This is a genomic window from Dankookia rubra, assembly GCF_004355005.1.
Lineage (GTDB): Bacteria > Pseudomonadota > Alphaproteobacteria > Acetobacterales > Acetobacteraceae > Paracraurococcus > Paracraurococcus ruber_A.
Window position 1 is genome coordinate 1 of record NZ_SMSJ01000033.1, and the last position, 18634, is coordinate 18634.

General features: G+C 73.7%; 14 protein-coding genes and 1 pseudogene. All 15 read left to right on the forward strand.

Translation table 11 applies throughout. The annotated features are described in order from the left end of the window. Positions 1-342 (forward strand): annotated as a pseudogene (locus tag E2C06_RS37740) (hypothetical protein); the annotation flags it as partial. Beyond that, a complete protein-coding gene (locus tag E2C06_RS20590; RefSeq protein WP_133290499.1) occupies positions 339-2483 on the forward strand; it encodes a peptidoglycan D,D-transpeptidase FtsI family protein in 2145 nt (714 codons plus the stop codon). The pseudogene E2C06_RS37740 and the gene E2C06_RS20590, both read left to right, overlap by 4 nt. After that, positions 2470-3939 (forward strand): UDP-N-acetylmuramoyl-L-alanyl-D-glutamate--2,6-diaminopimelate ligase, encoded by a 1470-nt coding sequence (locus E2C06_RS20595; protein WP_165982523.1) that lies wholly within the window; start codon positions 2470-2472, stop codon positions 3937-3939. Before E2C06_RS20590 ends, E2C06_RS20595 begins: the two co-directional genes overlap by 14 nt. Further along, on the forward strand, positions 3936-5312 hold the full coding sequence (locus tag E2C06_RS20600; protein WP_133290501.1) for a UDP-N-acetylmuramoyl-tripeptide--D-alanyl-D-alanine ligase: 1377 nt from the start codon (positions 3936-3938) through the stop codon (positions 5310-5312). Before E2C06_RS20595 ends, E2C06_RS20600 begins: the two co-directional genes overlap by 4 nt. Continuing rightward, a complete protein-coding gene (mraY, locus tag E2C06_RS20605) occupies positions 5309-6397 on the forward strand; it encodes a phospho-N-acetylmuramoyl-pentapeptide-transferase (protein ID WP_133290502.1) in 1089 nt (362 codons plus the stop codon). Before E2C06_RS20600 ends, mraY begins: the two co-directional genes overlap by 4 nt. Further along, a complete protein-coding gene (gene murD, locus E2C06_RS20610) occupies positions 6394-7764 on the forward strand; it encodes a UDP-N-acetylmuramoyl-L-alanine--D-glutamate ligase (protein ID WP_133290503.1) in 1371 nt (456 codons plus the stop codon). The genes mraY and murD overlap by 4 nt, the downstream gene beginning before the upstream one ends. Continuing rightward, positions 7764-8948 (forward strand): FtsW/RodA/SpoVE family cell cycle protein, encoded by a 1185-nt coding sequence (locus E2C06_RS20615; protein ID WP_193560486.1) that lies wholly within the window; start codon positions 7764-7766, stop codon positions 8946-8948. The genes murD and E2C06_RS20615 overlap by 1 nt, the downstream gene beginning before the upstream one ends. Then, positions 8945-10075 (forward strand): undecaprenyldiphospho-muramoylpentapeptide beta-N-acetylglucosaminyltransferase, encoded by a 1131-nt coding sequence (gene murG / locus E2C06_RS20620; RefSeq protein WP_133290504.1) that lies wholly within the window; start codon positions 8945-8947, stop codon positions 10073-10075. Before E2C06_RS20615 ends, murG begins: the two co-directional genes overlap by 4 nt. Further along, on the forward strand, positions 10076-11512 hold the full coding sequence (murC, locus tag E2C06_RS20625) for a UDP-N-acetylmuramate--L-alanine ligase (RefSeq protein ID WP_133290505.1): 1437 nt from the start codon (positions 10076-10078) through the stop codon (positions 11510-11512). Continuing rightward, the gene (gene murB / locus E2C06_RS20630; RefSeq protein WP_241671390.1) at positions 11509-12471 is read left to right on the forward strand and encodes a UDP-N-acetylmuramate dehydrogenase; all 963 of its coding nucleotides are present in this window, start codon (positions 11509-11511) and stop codon (positions 12469-12471) included. The genes murC and murB overlap by 4 nt, the downstream gene beginning before the upstream one ends. Next, on the forward strand, positions 12468-13388 hold the full coding sequence (locus E2C06_RS20635) for a D-alanine--D-alanine ligase (RefSeq protein ID WP_133290506.1): 921 nt from the start codon (positions 12468-12470) through the stop codon (positions 13386-13388). The genes murB and E2C06_RS20635 overlap by 4 nt, the downstream gene beginning before the upstream one ends. After that, on the forward strand, positions 13378-14283 hold the full coding sequence (locus tag E2C06_RS20640; protein WP_133290507.1) for a cell division protein FtsQ/DivIB: 906 nt from the start codon (positions 13378-13380) through the stop codon (positions 14281-14283). Before E2C06_RS20635 ends, E2C06_RS20640 begins: the two co-directional genes overlap by 11 nt. After that, positions 14280-15575, forward strand: a complete 1296-nt coding sequence (gene ftsA, locus E2C06_RS20645; protein ID WP_133290508.1) for a cell division protein FtsA — start codon at positions 14280-14282, stop codon at positions 15573-15575. Before E2C06_RS20640 ends, ftsA begins: the two co-directional genes overlap by 4 nt. Before the next feature lie 116 nt (positions 15576-15691). After that, positions 15692-17251: a cell division protein FtsZ gene (ftsZ, locus tag E2C06_RS20650; protein ID WP_133290509.1), complete on the forward strand. Its 1560-nt coding sequence runs from the start codon at positions 15692-15694 to the stop codon at positions 17249-17251. A 235-nt stretch (positions 17252-17486) separates the two neighbouring features. After that, entirely contained in the window at positions 17487-18461 is a 975-nt protein-coding gene (lpxC, locus tag E2C06_RS20655) for a UDP-3-O-acyl-N-acetylglucosamine deacetylase (RefSeq protein WP_133290510.1), read from the forward strand. Positions 18462-18634: the final 173 nt, after the last annotated feature.

Sequence of the window (18634 nt, forward strand, 5' to 3'; positions counted from 1 at the left end):
CCGAAGCCGGCGCCGGTCGACCTGGCCCGCATCGCCCCGCCGCCCCGCCTCGTCGTCGCCCGCCCGGCGCCGCGCGAGGTGGCAGCGCTGCCGCCGATCGCCGCGCCGTCGCGCCCGGCGGTCGTCCCGCAGGTCGCGCATGCGCCGACGCCGCCGGCACCGACCTTCCGCCCCGCGGTGACCCAAGTGGCCTCCCAGGTCGCCGCCGCGCCGGTGCCGCGCATGGCGGAAGCGCCGGTCATCGCGCTCGGCTCCGCGCTCGGCGGCGGCCGGCCGCTGCTGGCACCGCCGGTACCCTTCGGCTCCGCCAATGCCGCCACCCTCGGGGGGGGGCTGCGGTGAAGGGCCGCTTCGACGCCGAGGAACTGCGGCCGCCACCCTCCCCGCATGCGGCGCCGGCCGGCCGCCCGCTGCCCTCGGGCGGGGCGCCGGCGCAGTCCGCCTCGCGCGCCCTCGTCCGGGTCAGCGGCCCCGACCTCGCCCGCCGTTCGCAGCTCGAGACCACGCGCGGCCGGCTGCTGATCGCCGCCGGCGGCTTCGCCATGCTGTTCGGCGCGGTCGGGCTGAAGCTGGCGGTCGCCACCGTGATCGACCCGATGCAGCCGAAGCTGCGCGCCGCGGCGAAGGTGCCGGGCGAGCCGAATATCGGCCGCGCCCCGATCACCGACCGCAATGGCGAAGTCCTGGCGGTCTCGCTGCAGGTGACCGAGCTCTATGCCAATCCGCAGGAGATCAACGACCCGGCCGAGGCCGCCGACAAGCTGCGCCGCGTGCTGCCGGCGCTCGACCGCGAGCGGCTGATCGCCCGCATCAGCCAGCGCACGGTCGGCGACAGCGACCGCCCCGTGCAGTTCGCCTATATCGCCCGCAACCTGCCGCCGCGGCAGCAGCAGGCGATCAACGACCTCGGCATTCCCGGCTTCCATTTCCGCGCCAGCGAGCGGCGCTTCTACCCGCAGGGCCGCGCCGCGGCGCATGTGCTCGGCTCGGTCGACATCGACGGGCGCGGGATCGCCGGCGTCGAGAAATCCTTCGACGAGCGGCTGCGCGCCGACCATTCGCCGCTGCGCCTCTCGGTCGATGTCCGCGTCCAGGTCGCGCTGCGCGAGTCCGTGGAGAAGGCCATCGCCGACTTCAACGGCATCGGCGGCGCCGGCGTCGTGCTCGACATCAACACGGCGGAAGTGCTTGGGATGGTCAGCCTGCCGGACTACGACGCCTCCGACCCTGGCGGGCTGCAGCAGCGGGCCGATGCGGAATCGCCGATCCGCACGGTGGCCGCGCGCGCCCCGATGCCGGTCGCCCCGCGCCAGGACCAGGACCCGCATTTCAACCGCGCGACGGTCGGGCTCTACGAGCCGGGCTCGACCTTCAAGCTGCTGACCGCGGCCATGGCGCTCGACTACGGCACGGCGAACATCTGGAGCAGCTTCGACGCCTCGAAGCCGATCCGCTACGGCCGCTTCACCATCAGCGACTACAAGGGCAAGCACCGCTCCCTGGTGCTGCCGGAAGTGCTGGCCTATTCGTCCAATCTCGGCGCCGCGCACATGGCGATGGGAGTCGGGCCGACCCGGCACCGCGAGTTCATGGCCCGCATGGGCATGCTGAACCGGCTGGGGCTCGAGGTGCCGGAGACGACGCGGCCGCTGGCGCCCTCGGCCAATGGCTGGCGCGACATCAACACGATGACCATCGCCTTCGGCCACGGCATCTCGGTCAGCCCGCTGCACGTCGTCACCGGCATCTCTGCGGTCGCCAATGGCGGCATCCTGCGCCAGCCGACCATCCTGGCCCAGCCGGACGGCGTGACGCGGGACGGCACCCGGGTGCTGGCGGAGAAGACCTCCGAGACCATGCGGAAGCTGATGCGCCTGGTCGTCACCGACGGCTCCGGCAAGGGCGCCGACGTCGCCGGCTACTTCGTCGGCGGCAAGACCGGCACGGCGGAGAAGTCGACCGCGCGCGGCGGCTACCAGAAGGACAAGCGCATCGCCGCCTTTGTCGGCGCCTTCCCGATGAACCAGCCGCGCTATGCGATCTACGTCATGGTCGACGAGCCGAAGCCGAACGCGCAGAGCCATGGCTACGCGACGGCCGGCTGGGTCGCCGCGCCGGCGGCCGGCGCGGTGATCCGCCGGGTCGCACCGATCCTCGGCATGGTGCCGGAGACCGACCGCATCCCGCAGATCCAGCAGACCATCAGCATCCCGCTGCAGCCCGGCCGCCCGGCCGGCGCCGCGCCGAAGGCGCCGGTCGTGGCCGCCACGCCGCCCGCCGCGGGCCGCGCCAATGCCGCCGCGGGGAACGCGCCCCAGGCCAATGGCCCCGCGGGTCGTCCGCTCGGCGTGCCGCTGCAGCAGACGCCGGCGGCGCCGGCGGTGCCGCAGCCCCCGGCGCTGCGCCGGACCGAATGGCCGGCCGGTTTCCGCTTCGCTGCCCTCCCGGCCCCGTCGGACGAGGCCGGCCTTGCGCCTCGATGAGCTCCTCGGCCGCGCCGGCCTGCCCGCGCCGCCCGCCTGCGGCATCGAGATCGCCGGGCTGACGGCGGACAGCCGGGCGGTGCGGCCCGGCTTTCTCTTTGCCGCCCTGCCCGGGGCGAAGGCCGATGGCCGCGCCTTCATCGCCCAGGCGGTGGCGCAGGGCGCCGCCGCGGTGCTGGCGCCGGCCGGCACGGCCTGGCCCGAGGGCGTCCCGGTGCGGCCGCTGCTGGCCGAGCCCGACCCGCGCCGGGCGCTCGCGCTGCTGGCCGCGGCGCAGGACGGCCTGCAGCCGGCGACCGTGGTCGCCGTCACCGGCACCAACGGCAAGACCAGCACGGTGGACTTCCTACGCCAGCTCTGGGTGCTGGACGGGGCGCGTGCCGCCTCGCTCGGCACGCTCGGCCTGGTGGCCGAAGGCCTGCCGCCCGGCCCCTCGCTGACCACGCCCGACCCGGTGGCGCTGCATGCGCAGTTGGCGATGCTGGCCCGTGCCGGCTTCGGCCATGCGGCGATGGAGGCCTCCTCGCACGGCATCGAGCAGCGCCGGCTGGACGGGGTGCGGCTGACGGCGGCCGGCTTCACCAACCTCACGCGCGACCACCTCGACTATCACGGCACGATGGAGGCCTATCGCGCGGCCAAGCTGCGGCTCTTCGAGACGCTGCTGCCGGCCGGCGCCACCGCGGTCGTCAATGCCGACATGGATGCGGAGACGCTCGAAGCGATCCGCGCCATCGCCGCGCAGCGCGGCCTGCGGCTGGTCACGGTGGGGGCGGCCGGGACCGATCTCCGCCTGCTGGCGCAGCAGCCGCTGCCGGACGGCCAGGCGCTCGAGCTCGAGGCCCATGGCACCCGGCACGCCCTGCGGCTCGCCCTGCCCGGCCGGTTCCAGGCCGACAATGCGCTGATGGCGCTGGCGCTCGCGGTCGCCGCCGGGATGCCGGCGGACCGCGCGCTCGCCCACCTGCCGCACCTGGCCGGCGTGCGCGGGCGGATGGAACTGGCCGCGCGGCTGCCGAACGGCGCCGCCGCCTATGTGGACTACGCCCATACCCCGGACGGGCTGGCGACCCTGCTGCGCTCGCTTCGCCCGCACGTGGCGCCGGGCGGCGCGTTGCACGTGGTCTTCGGCGCCGGCGGCGACCGCGACCCGGGCAAGCGGCCGCTGATGGGCGCCGCCTGCGCCGCGCATGCCGACCGCGCCTGGGTGACCGACGACAATCCCCGCTCCGAGGATCCGGCGTTGATCCGCGCCGCGGTGCTGGCCGGCTGCCCCGGCGGCGTCGATGCCGGCGACCGCCGCGCCGCGATCGCCGCGGCGCTCTCCGCGCTCGGCCCGGGCGACGTGCTGGCGGTGGCCGGCAAGGGGCACGAGAGCGGCCAGACCATCCGCGGCGTGACCACGCCCTTCGACGACGTGGCCGTGGTCCGCGCGCTGACGGGCGGTGCGGCATGAGCCTCTGGACCGCCGATGCCCTGCGCGCCGCGACCGGGGGAAGCCTCGCCGGCAATGCCCCGGTGACCGGCATCTCGATCGATACCCGCACGCTGGCGCCGGGCGACCTCTTCGTCGCGCTGCGCGACGCGCGGGACGGCCACGATTTCGTCGCCGAGGCGCTGGCGGCCGGCGCCGCCGCCGCCATGGTCGACCGCGACATCCCCGGCCTGCCGGCGGACGCGCCGCTGCTGCGCGTGGCCGATACCCTGGCCGGGCTGCAGGCGCTCGGCGCCGCCGGCCGCGCCCGCTGCGGCGGCAAGGTGGCCGCGGTCACCGGCAGCGTCGGCAAGACCGGCACAAAGGAGATGCTGCGGCTGCTGCTCGGCTCCACCGGCCCGACCCATGCCGCCATCGCCTCCTACAACAACCACTGGGGCGTGCCGCTCACCCTTGCCCGGATGCCGGCCACGTCAGCCTACGCCGTCATCGAGATCGGCATGAACAACCCGGGCGAGATCCTGCCGCTGGCCCGCCTCGCCGCCCCGCATGCCGCCGCCGTCACCATGATCGGCGAGGCGCATATCGGCCATATGGGCGGGCTCGAGGCGGTGGCCGACGAGAAGGGCAGCATCGCCGCCGGGCTGGTCCCGGGCGGCACCGCGGTGCTGCCGCGCGATTCGGCCTTCTTCGACCGGCTCTCGGCCATCGCCCGCGCCGCGGGGGCGGCCCGCATCATCGGCTTCGGGCGCGACCCGGCGGCCGAGATCCGCCTGGCCGAGGCGAGCATCCTGCGCGACGGCCGGACCCGGGCGATGGTGGTGATCCGCAGCCGGGCGGTCGAGGTGACGATGCCGGCCATGGGCCTGCACCATGCCGAGAATGCCTGCTGCGCCCTGGCCCTGGTCGAGGCGCTGGGCCAGGACGCCGCCCGCGCCGCGCCGGCGCTGCTCGCCTATGCACCCGGCGCCGGCCGCGGCGCGGCGCGCGAGGTCGCGGTGCCCGGCGGCACCGCCCTGCTGATCGACGAGAGCTACAACGCCGCCCCGCCGGCGATGCGGGCGGCGCTGCAGACCCTGGCGCTGCGGCCGGGCCCGCGGCGGGTCGCCGTGCTGGGCGACATGCGCGAGCTCGGCGAGTTCTCCGCCGCGCTGCATGCCGGACTCGCGTCAGAAGCTGGCAAGGCGGATCTGGTCTTCTGCTGCGGTCCGGAGATGGCGCGGCTCTATGCGCTGCTGCCGGCGGCCAGGCGCGGCGCGCATGCGGCGGACAGCGCCGCGCTGGCGCCGCTGGTAAAGGAGGCGCTGCGTCCCGGCGACGTGGTGCTGGTGAAGGGTGCGCTGGGGAGCCGGATGGCGCTCGTGGTGCGGGCGCTGACGGAGTCCTCGACGTGATCTTCAACCTGCTCGCGCCCTATGCCGAGGAGTTCGCGCTCTTCAACCTGGTCCGGTACACGACCTTCCGCGCGGGCGCGGCCTGCCTGACGGCGCTGGTGTTCTCGCTCGTCCTCGGCCCGGCGGTGATCCGCTGGCTGCGCGGCTTCCAGCGGGGCGGCCAGCCGATCCGGGAAGACGGGCCGCAGAGCCACCTGGTGACCAAGAAGGGCACGCCGACCATGGGCGGCGTGCTGATCCTGCTGGCCCTGGTGCTGTCCACGCTGCTCTGGGTCGACCTGCGCAGCGGGCTGGTCTGGGCGGTGCTGCTGGTGACCGTGACCTACGGGCTGCTCGGCTTCGCCGATGATTGGCTGAAGGTCACCAAGCGCAACACCAAGGGCGTCTCCGGCCGCATGAAGCTGCTGGTGCAGGCCGGCATCGGCTTCGTCGCCGCCGCCTGGATCTGGTGGCTGCATCCGCCGGCGATCGCCGGCGGCCTGGCGGTGCCGGTGTTCAAGGAGGTGCTGATCCCCTTCGGCATGCTGTTCCCGCTGATCGGGACGGTGGTGATGATGGGCGCCTCCAACGCGGTGAACCTGACCGACGGGCTGGACGGGCTGGCGATCGTGCCGGCCATGATCGCCGCCGGCGTCTTCGCCCTCATCGCCTATCTCGTCGGCAACCGCGTGCTGGCGGACTACCTGCAGCTGCACGCCGTACCCGGCGCCAACGAGCTCGCGGTGTTCCTCGCCGCGCTGATCGGCTCGGGCCTCGGCTTCCTCTGGTTCAACGCGCCGCCGGCCGCGGTCTTCATGGGTGACACCGGCTCGCTGGCGCTCGGCGGCGCGCTCGGCGGCGTGGCCGTGGCGACGAAGCATGAGATCGTGCTGGCGATCGTCGGCGGGTTGTTCGTCGTCGAAACTGTCAGCGTCATCATCCAGGTCTTCTGGTACAAGCGCACCGGGCGGCGCGTCTTCCTGATGGCGCCGCTGCACCACCATTTCGAGAAGAAGGGTTGGGCGGAGCCGACCATCGTGATCCGGTTCTGGATCGTTGCGATGGTGCTGGCACTCGTCGGACTCTCGACGTTGAAGATTCGATGACCGCATTCACGCCCTTCTCCGGCGAAAGCATCGCGCTTGTCGGCCTCGGCCGCGCCGGGCTGCCCGCGGCGCGGCAGCTGGCCGCCTGGGGCGCCGAGGTCACCTGCTGGGACGACCGGCCGGAAGGCCGCGCCGCGGCGGAAGCCGCCGGCCTCGCCGTGGCGAACCCGGCCGAGGGACGCTTCCGCTGGGACGCGCTGCTGCTCTCGCCCGGCATCCCGCACCTGCTGCCGCGGGCGCACCCCGCGGCCGCCGCGGCGCGGGCGGCGGGCCGGCCGATCCTCTGCGATGTCGAGTACCTGTACCGCGCGGTGCGGGCCGCGGGCTCTGCCGCCCGCTTCGTCGGCATCACCGGGACCAACGGCAAGTCGACCACCACGGCGCTGCTGCATCACCTGCTGACGCGTGCTGGCATCGCCTCCCAGGCCGGCGGCAACCTCGGCCCCGCGGCGCTCTCCCTCAACATATGGGGGTCCGAATCTGTTTACACTCTCGAAATGTCGTCTTACATGTTGGAGAGGCTCGTAACGATTCGCTTCAATGAGGCGGTCATGTTGAATTTATCGCCGGACCATTTGGACCGGCATGGCGACATGGCCGGGTATGCGGCGGCAAAGCGGCGGGTATTCGCCGGGCAGCAGCCGGGCGACCTCGCCGTGCTCGGGATGGACGATGCGGCCAGCCGCGCGCTGCGGCCCGCGGTGTCCGGCCGCCTCGTGCCGATCTCGGGCGAGACGCCCCAGCTGGGCGGCATCTGGGCCGAGGGGCCGCTGCTGCGCGACGATGCCGGCCCGCTGCTCGACCTGCGGGAGGCCGCCAGCCTGCCCGGCAGCCACAATGCCCAGAATGCCGCCGCCGCCGCGGCCTGCGCGCTCGACCTCGGCCTGTCGCGCGCGGCAGTGGCCGAGGCGCTGCGCAGCTATCCCGGCCTGCCGCACCGGCAGGAGCGGGTCGGCGAGATCCGCGGCGTGTCCTTCGTGAACGACAGCAAGGCAACCAATGCCGACAGCGCCGCCCGGGCGCTGGCCAGCTACGACCGCGTCGTCTGGATCGCCGGCGGCGAGGCCAAGGAGGGCGGCATCGAGAGCCTGGCCCCCTGGTTCCCGCGCATCGCCCGCGCCGTGCTGATCGGCCGCGACGCGCCGGCCCTGGCCGCGACGCTGGCCGCGCATGGCGTGCCGCACGAGATCGCCGGCACGCTGGAGGCCGCGCTGCCCCTGGCCGCCGCCGCCGCAGCAGGCGGGGCGGCGCCGGTGGTGCTGCTCTCGCCGGCCTGCGCCAGTTGGGACCAGTTCACCGGCTACGACGCGCGCGGCGACCGCTTCCGTGCCCTTGTCGCCGGCCTGCCGCAGGAAAGGGCCGCCTGATGGCGATCAGCCGCGCCGACAACTCCACCCTCGGCCGCTGGTGGTGGACGATCGACCGCTGGACGCTGGCGGCGCTGCTGGCGCTGATCGGCTTCGGCTACATCATGATGCTGGCGGCCTCGCCCGCGGTCGCCGAACGCGTCATCGGCACCTCCGCGCGCTCCCTGCTGCTGGCCAAGCAGGTGGTCTTCCTCGGCCTTGCGGCGTCGCTGATGGTGATCGTCTCGCTGCTCTCGCCGCGGGGCGTCAGGCGCTTCGCCCTGCTCGGCTGCCTCGGCGCGATCCTACTGACGGCCGCCACCCTGGTGATCGGCTTCGAGACCAAGGGCGCCCGGCGCTGGCTGAACATCCCGCTGCTCGGCACCATGCAGCCTTCCGAATTCCTCAAGCCCTGCTTCGCGGTGGTGACCGCCTGGCTGATGGCGATGGGCAAGGACGCCGCCGCGGCGCGGCTGGCGGAGGGGCGGCCGCAGGGCCTCGGCCTGCTGCATGGCCGCGTGCTCTGGCCGGGCCTCGCCTTGCTGCTGCTGGCGGTGATCGCCGTGATCCTGAAGTCGCAGCCGGATTTCGGCATGCTGATGGTGGTCGTCTCGGTCTTCCTGGCGCAGTTCTTCGTCGCCGGGCTGAACCTGCTGCTGGTCGGCGTCTGCGCCGCGGGCGGTGTCGGCCTGGCGATCGGCGCCTATTTCATCCTGCCCCACGTGCGCAGCCGGGTGGACCGCTTCCTCGACCCCGCCGCGGGCGACACCTTCCAGATCACCAAGTCGATGGAGGCCTTCGGCTATGGCGGCCTGTTCGGCCGTGGCCCGGGCGAGGGCCGGGTCAAGAATGCCCTGCCGGACGCGCACGCCGACTTCGTCTTCGCCGTGGCGGGAGAGGAATTCGGTTTCGTCATCTGCACGGTGATCCTGCTGCTCTTCGGCTTCATCGTGGTGCGCGGGCTGTGGCGGCTGATGGCCGAGAGCGACATGTTCGTGGTGCTCGCCGCCACCGGCCTGCTGGCGCAGTTCGGCCTGCAGGCCTTCGTCAACATGGCCTCGACGCTGCACCTGATCCCGACCAAGGGCATGACCCTGCCCTTCGTCTCCTACGGCGGCTCCTCGGTGCTGGCGATCGCGCTGGGGATGGGGATGCTGCTGGCCCTGACGCGCCGGCGCGGCCCTCGCCTGGAGGGGCGCGAATGAGGGGCCCGGCCGTGCACCCCATCGTCATCGCCGCCGGCGGCACCGGCGGGCACCTGTTCCCGGCCGAGGCGCTGGCGGCCGAGCTGCTGGCGCGCGGCGAGCGGATCGCGCTGATGACCGACGCACGCTCCACCGCCTTCGACAGCCCGGCCTTCGCCAATGCCGAACGCTTCGTCCTCAGGGGCTCCGGCCTGTCCGGCCGCGGCGCGCTGCGCGCGGCGAAGGGCGCGGCGGCGCTGGCCGCCGGCACGCTGCAGGCGCGCGGCCTGCTGCGCGACCTGCATGCCGCCGCCGTGGTCGGCTTCGGCGGCTATCCGAGCGTGCCGCCGCTGATCGCCGCGCTGACCATGCTCGGCGGCCGCCACCCGGTGACCGTGCTGCACGAGCAGAACGCCGTGCTCGGCCGCGCCAACCGGCTGCTGGCCCCGCGCGCCGATCTGCTTGCCCTGTCGCATACGGCCACCGCCAGCGTGCCCGCGGGCGCCAGGTCCGAGGTGGTGGGCAACCCGGTCCGCCCGGCGCTCGCGGCGCTGGCCGGCGCCGAGTATCCGGGGACCGATTCCGCGCTGCGGCTGCTGGTGCTCGGCGGTTCGCTCGGCGCCCGGGTCTTCGCCGACATCGTGCCCGAGGCCGTCGCCGCCCTGCCGGAGCCGCTGCGCAAGCGCCTGGTGGTCGCCCAGCAATGCCGGCCGGAGGACCTGGCGCGGGTCCGCGCCGCCTATGACGCCGCCGGCGTGCCGGCCGAGCTCTCCGCCTTCTTCCCCGACGTCGCCGGGCGGCTAGCCACCGCGCATCTGGTGGTGGCGCGGGCCGGGGCCGGGACCATCGCCGAGCTGGCCTGTGCCGGGCGGCCCGCCATCCTGGTGCCGCTGCCGCACGCGATCGACGACCACCAGCAGGCCAATGCCCGGGCCCTGGCCGAGGCGGGCGCGGCCATCGTCATGCCGCAGGCGACGCTGACGCCGGCGGCGCTGTCCGGCCAACTCGCATCGCTGCTCTCCGACCCGCGCGGCCTCGCCCGCGCCGCCGCCTCCGCGGCGAAGCTCGCCCGGCCCGAGGCCGCGCGGCGGCTCGCCGATCTCGTCCTTTCCCTCGTGCGGGCCAAAGCCCCGCAGGATTCCCCCTGAATGCGCGCCCTGCCCCTCACCATCGGCCCCATCCACTTCGTCGGCATCGGCGGCATCGGCATGTCCGGCATCGCCGAGGTGCTGCACAACCTCGGCTACCAGGTGCAGGGCAGCGACATCGCCGAGGGCTACAACGTCGCCCGCCTGCGCGCCGCCGGCATCGCCGTCTCGGTCGGCCATGACGCCGAGAACCTGGGCGCGGCGCAGGTGGTCGTCGTCTCCACCGCGGTGAAGAAGGACAACCCGGAGGTCCAGGCGGCGCGGGCCAAGCTGATCCCGGTGGTGCGGCGGGCCGAGATGCTGGCCGAGCTGATGCGGCTGAAATGGTCGATTGCGGTCGGCGGCACGCATGGCAAGACCACCACCACCAGCCTGATCGCCTGCGTGCTGGAAGCCGCCAAGATCGACCCGACCGTGATCAACGGCGGCATCGTCAACGCCTACGGCACCAATACCCGGCTCGGCTCCGGCGAATGGATGGTGGTCGAGGCCGACGAGAGCGACGGCTCCTTCCTGCGGCTGCCGAGCGTCGTGACCATCGTCACCAACATGGACGCCGAGCACCTGGACCACTGGGGCACGGCCGAGGCGATGAAAGAAGGCTACGCACAGTTCGTCGGCAATATTCCATTCTATGGTTTCGCGGTTCTCTGCCTGGACCACCCCGAGGTGCAGGCGATGATCCCGAAGCTCGACCGCCGCATCGTGACCTACGGCTTCTCGCCGCAGGCCGATGTGCGGGCTGAGAAGCTGCTGACCGACCGCAAGGGCGCGACCTTCACCGTCTCGGTGCAGGACCGCGCCACCGGCCGGACGCGCACCATGAAGCCGATGCGGCTGCCGATGCTCGGCCAGCACAACGTGCAGAATGCGCTGGCCGCCATCGCCGTCGGCGTCGAGATGGAGATCGACGAGGACACGATCCGCAGCGCGCTGGCCGGCTTCAAGGGGGTTAAGCGCCGCTTCACCCATGTCGGCGAGGCCGGCGGCATCACCGTGATCGACGACTACGGCCACCACCCCGTGGAGATCGCCGCCGTGCTGAAGGCGGCGCGGCAGGCCGGCGCGCGCGACGTGATCGCGGTGGTGCAGCCGCACCGCTATTCCCGCCTCGCCCAGCTCTTCGAGGATTTCTGCACCTGCATGAACGATGCGGGGACGGTGATCGTGGCGGACGTCTACGCCGCCGGAGAGGCGCCGATCGAGGGGATCGACAAGGACGGGCTGGTCGAAGGCCTGCGGGCCCGCGGGCACCGCAGCGTGGTGCCGCTGCCCGGCCCGGATTCGCTGGCCGAGATGGTCAACGCCATCGCCAAGCCGGGCGACTTCGTCGTCTGCCTCGGCGCCGGCAGCATCACCACCTGGGCACATGCCCTGCCGGAACAGTTGACCGCGCTGCAGCCGGGCGGCCGCGTCACGCCGATGAGGCGCGCATGAGCCGCCGGACCATGGATCACGCCCTGCCGACCATCCGTGGCCGTGTCCAGGCAGGCGCGCCGCTGGCGGCCTTCACCTGGTTCCGCGTCGGCGGCCCGGCGGAATGGCTGGTGCGGCCTGCCGATGCAGACGACCTGGTGGCGCTGCTGGCCGGCCTGCCCGCCGGCATGCCGCTGACCGTGCTCGGCGCGGCCTCCAACCTCATCATCCGCGACGGTGGCCTGCCCGGCGTGGCGCTGCGGCTCGGCGGCGCCTTCGGCGGCGTGCAGGTCGAGGCCGACGGCATCCTCGCCGGCGCCGCGGCGCTTGACATCACGGTGGCGCAGCACGCCGCGGCGGCCGGGCTGGCCGGGCTCGAATTCCTCTCCGGCATCCCGGGCAGCATCGGCGGCGCGGTGGCGATGAATGCCGGCGCCTATGCGGCCGAGGTGAAGGACGTGCTGGACTGGGCGGAGGTGGCGACCGCGGAGGGCGTCCGTCGCCTCGATGCCGCCGGGCTCGGCTTCGCCTACCGCCACGCGTCGCTGCCCCCCTGCGCCGTCGTCACCCGCGCCCGCTTCCATGCCCGGCCCGGCGACCCGGCCGCGATCGCCGCCCGCATGGACGGGATCCGCGCGGCCCGCGAGGCGACGCAGCCGACGCGTGCCCGCACCGGCGGGTCCACCTTCAAGAACCCGCCGGGCGTCAGGGCCTGGGAGCTGATCGACGCCGCCGGCTGCCGCGGGCTGCGCATCGGCGCCGCGCAGGTCAGCGAGAAGCACTGCAACTTCCTGCTCAACACCGGCGGCGCCACCGCCGCCGAGCTGGAGGCGCTGGGTGAGGCGGTGCGCGCCCGCGTCCTGGCCCGGAGCGGCGTGGCGCTCGAGTGGGAAATCAGGCGCATCGGGGTGGCGGCGCCCGCCGCCCCGGCCCAGGCCGCCGGGCCATCCGGCGCTGCGGTCACCGGAGCGAAGGCATGACCCGCGTCGCGGTCCTCTACGGCGGCATCTCGGCGGAGCGCGAGGTCAGCCTCGCCTCCGGCACCCAGTGCATCGCCGCGCTGCGCGAGGCGGGCTTCGAGGTCACGCCGGTCGACGTCTCCGCCGACCTGGCCGGCGTCATCGCGGCGCTGGCGGCGGCAAAGCCCGACGTCGTCTTCAATACCCTGCACGGCCGCTTCGGCGAGGATGGCTGCATCCAGGGCGTGCTCGACTGGCTGCAGCTGCCCTATACCGGCTCCGGCGTCCGCGCTTCCGCCGTCGCCATGGACAAGCCGGCCGCCAAGGCGCTGCTCGCCGCCGCGAAGCTGCCGGTCTGCGCCCACCTTGTGGTGACGCCGGAAGAGCTGGAAGCCGCCGACCCGATGCCGCGCCCCTTCGTGGTGAAGCCGCCGAACGAGGGCTCCTCGGTCGGCGTCACCATCCTGCGGGACGGCGACAACCGCCGCGCCGCCATCGCCCGCGAATGGCGCTTCGGCCCGCAGATCATGGTCGAGCCCTATATCCCCGGCCGCGAGCTGACCGTCGCCGTCATGGGCGACCGCGCCCTGGCCGTCACCGAGATCGCCACGCATCTCCAGTTCTACGATTACGAGGCGAAATACGCCGATGGCGGCAGCCGCCACGCCGTCCCCGCGCCGATCCACCCGGAGGCCGCGCGGCAGGCGATGGAGGCCGCGGTCGCCGCACATCGCGCGCTCGGCTGCCGCGGCGTGTCGCGCGCCGATTTCCGCTACGACGACACCGAGGGCGAGCCCGGCCGGCTCTTCCTGCTCGAGGTCAACACCCAGCCCGGCATGACCCGCACGTCGCTGGTGCCGGAACAGGCCGCGCATGTCGGCATCGCCTTCCCCGCGCTCTGCGCCTGGATGGTCGGGCAGGCCCGCCATGGCCAGTAGCCCTTCCGCGCGCCCCCGCCGCGACGCCCCGGCCCGCACCCGCGCCTCGCTCAGCAGCGCGCCGAGCCGGCCGACCTCGCTGCGGCTCTGGCTGCGCCGCCGGCGCGGCCTGCTGCGCCCGGCCGGGCTCGGCCTGCTCGGCGCCGGCGCGCTGGCCGCGGCGGCGCTCGCCGTGATGGCCGCCGACCCCTACGGCAGGCTCGCCGCGCTCTGGGACGGCGCGGCGGAGATCGCCGCCAGCGGCGGCCTGCAGGTGCAGGACGTGCAGGTCGAGGGCATGTACCACACGGCGCCCGACCTGGTGCGCGAGGCGCTCGGCGTCCGCCGCGGCGACCCGATCCTCGGCTTCGACCCGCACTGGGCGCGGGAGCAGCTGGAACAGATCGCCTGGGTCGGGCACGCCCATGTCGAGCGCCTGCTGCCCGGCACCATCCGGGTGCGGCTGGAGGAACGCCAGCCCTTCGCCATCTGGCAGCGCGACGGCAAGTTCTCGGTCATCGACCGCGAGGGCCGCGTGGTGGCGACCGAGAATGTCGGCGCCTTCGGTCGGCTGCCGCTGATCGTGGGCCTCGGCGCCGACCGCGCCGCGGCGCCGATGGTCGATGCGCTGCGCGGCGCGGCCGAGGTGCAGGAGCGCGTGCATGCGCTGGTCCGCGTCTCCGAGCGCCGCTGGAACCTGCGGCTGCGCAACGGCACCGACGTGCTGCTGCCGGAAGGCCAGGAGGTCGCGGCGATCAACCGGCTGGCGGAGCTGCAGGCGAAGCAGGGGCTGATGGACCGGCCGCTGGTCGCGATCGACCTGCGGCTGCCGGACAAGCTGGTGCTGCGGCTGCCGCCCAGCCCGCCGGGCCCGCAGCCGGCCGAGACGCAGAAGTCGAGGAGCGGCCGCGGATGAACCAGCTGTCCCGCCTGCCGCCCGCCATCGATCCGCCGGCGCCGGCCCGCCGCCGCCGCGGCGCCAAGCCCGGCGTCTTCGCGGTGCTCGACATCGGCACCACCAAGATCGTCTGCATCATCGCCCGCATCGAGAACGACGGGGAGGCCCGCGCGCTCGGCTTCGGCTGGCAGCGGGCGCGCGGCGTCAAGGGCGGCAGCATCATCGACCTCGAGGAAGCCGAGGGCGCGATCCGCGCCGCGGTCGGCCAGGCCGAGGAGATGGCCGACACAAGGCTGCGCAGCGTCGTCGTCAACCTCTCGGGCGGCCAGCCGGAGTCGCGCCACCACAACATCCAGTGGCAGATCGGCGGCCGTGCAGTGACCGAGCCCGACCTGCGCGCGATCATGGCCGAGGGCCGCCGCCGCGGCGCCGAGGACGGGCGGGAGACGGTGCATGCCTTCCCGCTCGGCTTCACGGTGGATGCGACGCCGGGCGCCAACGACCCGCGCGGGATGATCTGCGACACGCTGACCGCGCGGCTGCACCTGGTCGATGCGGCGCAGGCCTCGCTCCGCAACCTCGGCGCCTGCCTGATGCGCTGCGACCTCGAGGTCGAGGAGCTGGTCTCCGCGCCCTTCGCCGCCGGCCTTGCCACGCTGGTCGAGGACGAGAAGCATCTCGGCTCCACCGTCATCGACATGGGCGGGGGCACCACCAGCTTCGCGGTCTTCGCCGAGGGTCACCTGCTGCACACCGCGCAGCTTCCGGTCGGCGGCTGGCATGTCACCAACGACCTGGCGCGGCTGCTCTCGACGCCGGTCGCGCATGCCGAGCGGCTGAAGACGCTTCATGGCGGCGTGCTGGGCGCGCCCGACGACGAGCGCGAATGGCTGCCGGTGCCGCTCGTCGGGGAGGAGGACGACCAGATCGCCCGCATCCCTCGCGCCATGGTGGTCGGCATCATCCGCCCGCGGCTCGAGGAAACCTTCGAGCTGATCCGCGACCGGCTCGACGCCGCCGGGCTGAGCCAGGAGATGGGCCGCCGTGTCGTGCTGACCGGCGGCGCCAGCCAGCTGGTCGGCGCGCGCGAGCTCGCGGCAAGGGTGCTCGATCGCCAGGTGCGGCTCGGCCGGCCGCATCCGGTGCGCGGCCTGCCGGAAACCGCGCAAGGGCCAGCCTTCGCCGCGCCGCTCGGGCTGCTCACCTGGTGCGCCGGCGAGGGCCGGCCGCTGCTCGACCTCCTGCCCGGACTTGACCGGCCGCCGGGTGTTTTTCGCCGGCTGGTCAACTGGCTGCGGGATCGCGCGTGATGCTGCCGCCACGCCACGTCGACCTGAAAAATCCTGTGGATGAAATGCGATTTGCCGCGTCGTCCGCAGGACACGAATCGTCTCACGACATTAGGATCGCCCGAGGAGATGCCCGCATGACGCTCAACCTCACCTTGCCTGTCGCCCAGCACACCGACTTCAGCCCGCGCATCACCGTCATCGGGGTCGGCGGCGGCGGCACCAATGCGGTCAACAACATGATCGCCATGGGGCTTGAAGGTGTGGAATTCGTCGTGGCGAACACCGACGCGCAGTCGCTCGTGCACAGCAAGGCGGAACGCCGCGTGCAGCTCGGCCCGCACCTGACGCAGGGCCTCGGCGCCGGCGCGAAGCCGGAGATCGGCCGCGCCGCCGCGGAAGAGGCGACTGAGGAGCTTGCCCGTCACCTCGACGGCGCGCACATGGTTTTCGTCACCGCCGGCATGGGCGGCGGCACCGGCACCGGCGCGGCGCCGGTCATCGCCCGCATGGCGCGCGAGCGGGGCGTGCTGACCGTCGGCGTCGTCACCAAGCCCTTCGACTTCGAGGGTCCGAAGCGCAAGCGCTCCGCCGAGGCGGGCATCGATGAGCTGCAGTCGGTCGTCGACACGCTGATCATCATCCCGAACCAGAACCTTTTCAGGATGGCGAACGAGCGGACGACCTTCGCCGAGGCCTTCAAGATGGCCGATGCGGTGCTGTACGACGGCGTCCGCGGCGTCACGGACCTGATGATCAAGCCCGGCCTGGTGAACCTCGACTTCGCCGACATCCGCACCGTCATGGCGGAGATGGGCAAGGCGATGATGGGCACCGGCGAGGCCGAGGGTGACGACCGCGCGGTGAAGGCGGCGGAGAAGGCGATCAGCAACCCGCTGCTGGACGACGCATCGCTGCGCGGCGCCCGCGGCGTGCTGATCAATATCACCGGCGGCTACGACATGACGCTGTACGAGGTCGAGGAAGCCGCCAGCCGCATCCGCAAGGAAGTCGACGAGGACGCCAACATCATCTTCGGCACCTCGGTCGAGGACGACCTGAACGGCCGGCTCCGCGTTTCGGTCGTCGCTACCGGCATCGATGCGGTGCAGGCCCAGCCGGCCGCAGCCCCGACGGCGAAGCCGGAAGGCCTGACCTTGGTGCCGGGCGGGCGTCCCACGGTCGCAACGGCGCCGGCGCCCCGCGCGGCCTCCCCGGTCGCCGGCGTGCAGCCGGCCGGCCAGGCGCCGCGCCGCGCTGGCGGCATCCCCGGCTCATTCATTCGCGCGGCGGTGAACGGGACGCCGGTGGCGGCCCCCGAGCCGATGCCGCAGCAGATTGGCCCGCACCCGGTGCTGGTCGAGGATCACGAGGCCGCAGCGCCGGTGGTGATGACCCCGGCCCCGGCGCCGAACTCCTTCCCCGGCGGCCGCCCGGCCCCCGTGGTCGGCCCGGCGGAAGCCCGCCCGGCAGCGCCCGCGGCGGCGGCGGCCTCGGGCGGCGGCGGCTTCCGTAACCTGTTCCGCAACGTGACCGGCGGCGGCCTGATGCGCCGCACCCTGTCGGAGCCGGCCCCGGCGCCGGTGGCGGATCGCCTGGTGCCCGATTCTCCGGCGCCGCGGGCCGCCTCGCGCGCGCCGCAGCAGGACGACATGGGGCTCGACATCCCGACCTTCCTGCGCCGCCAGTCGAACTGAACCGGCCGGGATCCGAGTGGGGAGGCCGCCGCGGGACACCGCGGCGGCCTTTTCCATGTGGGGTCACAGGGTTGGGGCCTGCGCAATATTTTGCAACGCACAAATCATGCGATTTCAGTGGCTTGCGGCGTAATATGACGAAACAAGGCTTTATTCGCCACGTTGCGCCGGCGGTGCCATCTATGCGATGGGACAGGCGCCATGCAGCACCCGTCCAGGGGTCGCAGGATCAGGAATGGACGGTTACATCGCGCTCGAAACAGGTCGTCGCCGGACGCTGAAAGCCGCCATCGGCTGCGTTGGCATCGGCCTGCACAGCGGCCGGCGTGCCCAGCTCACCCTGCGACCGGCCGCACCGGGCGCGGGGATCGTGTTCCACCGGACCGATATCGGCCTCGAGATCCCGGCGCTCTTCGATCAGGTGGTCGATACCCGGCTCTGCACTGCGCTCGGCGCGACGGAAGCGCCGCAGCACCGCATCGGTACGGTCGAGCACGTGATGGCGGCGCTGGCCGGCTGCGGCGTCGACGACGCGGTGATCGAGCTGGACGGTCCGGAAGTGCCAATCCTCGACGGCTCGGCCGCGCCCTTCGTCTTCCTGATCGACTGCGTCGGCCTCGCCGCCCATGGCGGCATCGGTGCCGGCGTGGCCGAGTCGATCGAGGTGCTGCGCCCGGTCCGGGTGCAGGAGGGCGAAGGTCCGAACCTTGCCTGGGCCGAACTGGCCCCGGGCAGCGGCGACCGCTTCGATGCCGCGCTGAGCATCGACTTCCCCAATACCGCGATCGGCCGGCAGTCGGTGTCCATGCGGCTCACGCCGCAGAGCTTCCGCACCGGCCTGGCCGATGCCCGGACCTTCACCCTGGCCGAGGACGTGGCGCGGCTGCGCGCCGCCGGCCTGGCGCTGGGCGGCAGCCTGGCCAATGCCGTGGTGGTCGACGGCCCGGCCGTCCTGAACCCCGGCGGGCTGCGCCGGCCGGACGAGTTCGTCCGCCACAAGATGCTCGACGTGGTGGGCGACCTGGCCCTGGCCGGGGCGCCGATCCGCGGCCGCTTCACCGGCCACCGCTCGGGCCACGCGCTGAACAACCGGCTGCTGCGGGCGCTGTTCGCCGATCGCGCCAACTGGCGGGCGCTGCCGACCGGCGCCAGCATCGATGGCGGGGCGCGCATGCCGCTCGCCGCCGCCGCGGCCGCCGCCGTCGCCTGACCCGGCGCCTGCCCCCGGGTGCCGCCTGTGGACCAGGGCGGCAGCGTGCTATAGAGCGGGACGCCGCGGGACGGGCTTGCCTGGCCGCGGGATTCCGCTCATCGACCAGCGGCCTCGGGCGCCCGCATGCTGCCTCGCCAGCATGACGCCGCCCCAGCGCCACGGCACTCCAG

Bases quoted from the DNA above. Each gene is read 5' to 3' on its own strand.
- E2C06_RS20600 (WP_133290501.1), top strand. From the start codon at position 3,936: ATGAGCCTCTGGACCGCCGATGCCCTGCGCGCCGCGACCGGGGGAAGC.
- murD (WP_133290503.1), top strand. From the start codon at position 6,394: ATGACCGCATTCACGCCCTTCTCCGGCGAAAGCATCGCGCTTGTCGGC.
- E2C06_RS20615 (WP_193560486.1), top strand. From the start codon at position 7,764: ATGGCGATCAGCCGCGCCGACAACTCCACCCTCGGCCGCTGGTGGTGG.
- murG (WP_133290504.1), top strand. From the start codon at position 8,945: ATGAGGGGCCCGGCCGTGCACCCCATCGTCATCGCCGCCGGCGGCACC.
- murC (WP_133290505.1), top strand. From the start codon at position 10,076: ATGCGCGCCCTGCCCCTCACCATCGGCCCCATCCACTTCGTCGGCATC.
- murB (WP_241671390.1), top strand. From the start codon at position 11,509: ATGAGCCGCCGGACCATGGATCACGCCCTGCCGACCATCCGTGGCCGT.
- E2C06_RS20635 (WP_133290506.1), top strand. From the start codon at position 12,468: ATGACCCGCGTCGCGGTCCTCTACGGCGGCATCTCGGCGGAGCGCGAG.
- E2C06_RS20640 (WP_133290507.1), top strand. From the start codon at position 13,378: ATGGCCAGTAGCCCTTCCGCGCGCCCCCGCCGCGACGCCCCGGCCCGC.
- ftsA (WP_133290508.1), top strand. From the start codon at position 14,280: ATGAACCAGCTGTCCCGCCTGCCGCCCGCCATCGATCCGCCGGCGCCG.
- ftsZ (WP_133290509.1), top strand. From the start codon at position 15,692: ATGACGCTCAACCTCACCTTGCCTGTCGCCCAGCACACCGACTTCAGC.
- lpxC (WP_133290510.1), top strand. From the start codon at position 17,487: ATGGACGGTTACATCGCGCTCGAAACAGGTCGTCGCCGGACGCTGAAA.